The 2,553-nt window shown below is 71.7% G+C and carries 2 protein-coding genes and 1 pseudogene (1 of these 3 only partly in view); all 3 read left to right on the forward strand.

Annotated features, from left to right (window positions below; all coding sequences use genetic code 11):
• On the forward strand, positions 1-345 hold a 345-nt coding region (locus FDZ70_02820), incomplete at its 5' end, for a flavodoxin-dependent (E)-4-hydroxy-3-methylbut-2-enyl-diphosphate synthase (GenBank protein TLM79494.1).
• Positions 346-451: 106 nt separating this feature from the next.
• Complete coding sequence (locus FDZ70_02825; protein ID TLM79495.1) at positions 452-841, forward strand: hypothetical protein; 390 nt, start codon at positions 452-454, stop codon at positions 839-841.
• A gap of 109 nt (positions 842-950) precedes the next feature.
• Positions 951-2,553 (forward strand): annotated as a pseudogene (locus FDZ70_02830) (proline--tRNA ligase) (it continues 209 nt past the right edge of the window).

The following is a 2,553-nucleotide window of genomic DNA, read 5'->3' on the forward strand; positions in this document are numbered from 1 at the left end:
GGCTGGGAGATCCTCGCCGCTCTCGACATCCGCCGCCGCGGTCCCGAGCTCGTCAGCTGCCCGACCTGCGGACGCTGCGAGGTCGACCTCATCCCGATCGCCCGCGAGGTCGAGGCGCGCCTGCGCGCGCTGGACACGCCGGTGAAGGTCGCGGTGATGGGGTGCGTCGTCAACGGCCCGGGCGAGGCGCGCGACGCGGACATCGGCGTCGCCGCCGGGCGCGGCGTCGGCCTCATCTTCGCCAAGGGCGAGGTGGTCCGCAAGGTGCCCGAGGAGCGCATCGTCGACGCGCTCATGGACGAGGTCGTCGCGCTTGGTGCGCCGCCTCCGCTCGAGGACGCCTGACGCGAGCGTCGCGTCCGTCCGCTCCCGCTCGCAGTGAGGTATCCTGCACGCAGTCAGCGCATCTTGACCGCGTCCTGTGTCGGGCGCGCGGGAGGGGAGAGACGTCATGGGTGAGAAGGTCAGGATCGCCATCGTCGGCGGAGGCCGCACGGGCTTGAGGCTGCTGGAGGACTTCATCGCGCGGCCGTTCATCGAGGTGGTCGGCGTCGCGGACCACGACCCGGACAGCCCCGGTGCGCAGCTCGCACGCGCCAACGGCATCTTCTTCACCGAGAACGCCGATGTGCTGGCCGCCAAGGGCAACGAGATCGACATCATCGCCGAGGTCTCCGGCGACCCGGGCGTCAAGCCGGCGCTCAAGGACGCCTTCCAAGCGCAGGGCAACCGCCACACGATCATCCTGCACGACCTCGTCGCACGGCTCGTGATGAGCCTCGCGATCAACGCCGACGAGCTCGTCGAGAGCTATCACCCGGAGGACGCTGGCATCGGGTAGCCCGCGTCGCTCGCACGAACCGCAGAAGGACCGCTGGCGCCCGGCCGGGACCGGCCGCGGCGCCCGTCGCACGGGAGCACACCGCGCCACCGACCAGGGAGCTTCGCCGATGACCGCGCCCCAACGCATGTCCCGCCTCTACGCGCCGACGCTCAAGGAGGACCCCTCCGACGCCGAGGTCGCCTCGCACCGCCTCATGCTGCGCGCCGGGATGATGCGCAAGGTCGCCGCGGGCATCTACACCTTCCTGCCGCTCGCGTGGCGTTCGCTGCGCAAGATCGAACAGATCGTCCGCGAGGAGATGGCGGCCATCGGATGCCAGGAGCTGCTCCTGCCGGTCGTCCAGCCCGCGGAGCTGTGGCACGAGTCCGGCCGCTGGGCCGACTACGGCCCCGAGCTCGCGCGCCTCACGGACCGCGCGGGCCGCGAGTTCTGTCTCGGCCCCACCCACGAGGAGATCATCACCGCGCTCGTCCGCGACGAGCTGCGCTCCTACCGTGACCTCCCGGTGTCGCTCTACCAGATCAACGTGAAGTTCCGCGACGAGATGCGCCCGCGGTTCGGGCTCATGCGCGGCCGCGAGTTCATCATGAAGGACGGCTACTCGTTCCACGCCGACCAGTCCTCGCTCCAGGCGCACTACGACGAGCAGTCGCGCGCGTACGGCCGCATCTGCGACCGCCTCGGGCTGGCCTGGCGTGCGGTCGAGGCCGACTCCGGGCAGATCGGCGGCAAGGTCACCACCGAGTTCATGGCCGTCGCCGAGACCGGCGAGGCGGCGCTGCTCTTCTGCGACGCGTGCGACTACGCCGCCAACCAGGAGGCGGCCCACGCCGTCGTGCCGTACACGCCGAAGGCGACCACCTCCGAGGCGCTCAAGCGCGTGCACACGCCCGGCGTGAGCGCCATCGCGGACCTCGCCGCCTTCCTCGGCGTGCCCGAACAGCACACCGTCAAGTCGATGGCCGCACGCGCCGAGAACGGGGCGCTCGTGCTGTTCTGCGTGCCCGGCGATCGCGACCTGAACCCCCTGAAGGCCGGCCACATCGTCCCCGGCGTGCGCCTGCTCGACGAGGACGAGTTCGAGGCCGCCGGCGTGCCGAAGGGCTTCGTGGGGCCCGCGGGGGCACCCGAAGGCACGCTCGTCGTGGCCGACGCGACGCTGAAGGCCGAGCTCGCCTGGACGATCGGCGCCAACGAGACCGACTACCACCTCGTCGACGCCATGCCCGGCCGCGACTTCGCCGTCGACGTGTGGGCCGACCTCGTCGACGCGCGCGAGGGCGACACCTGCCCCGAGTGCGGCGGCACGCTGTCCGGCGCCCGCGGGATCGAGGTCTCGCAGGTCTTCCAGCTCGGCACCAAGTACTCGGAGTCGATGCACGCCTCGTTCGCCGACGAGGCGGGCGAGGAACACCCGTTCGTCATGGGCTGCTACGGCATCGGCATCTCGCGCTCGCTGGCGGCCGTCATCGAGCAGCACCACGACGAGGGCGGCATCGCCTGGCCGATCTCGGTGGCGCCGTACGAGGTCGCGGTCCTGCCGCTCGACACCGAGGGCGAGGTGTTCGACGCGGCATGCGGCATCGCCGACGCGCTGGCCGCGGCCGGCGTGGAGGTGGTCCTCGACGACCGCGCCGAGCGTCCCGGCGTCAAGTTCGCCGACGCGGACCTCATCGGCTGGCCGCTGCAGGTCGTGGTCGGGCGCAAGG

This window comes from Actinomycetota bacterium (assembly GCA_005774595.1).
Taxonomy (GTDB): Bacteria; Actinomycetota; Coriobacteriia; order Anaerosomatales; family D1FN1-002; genus D1FN1-002.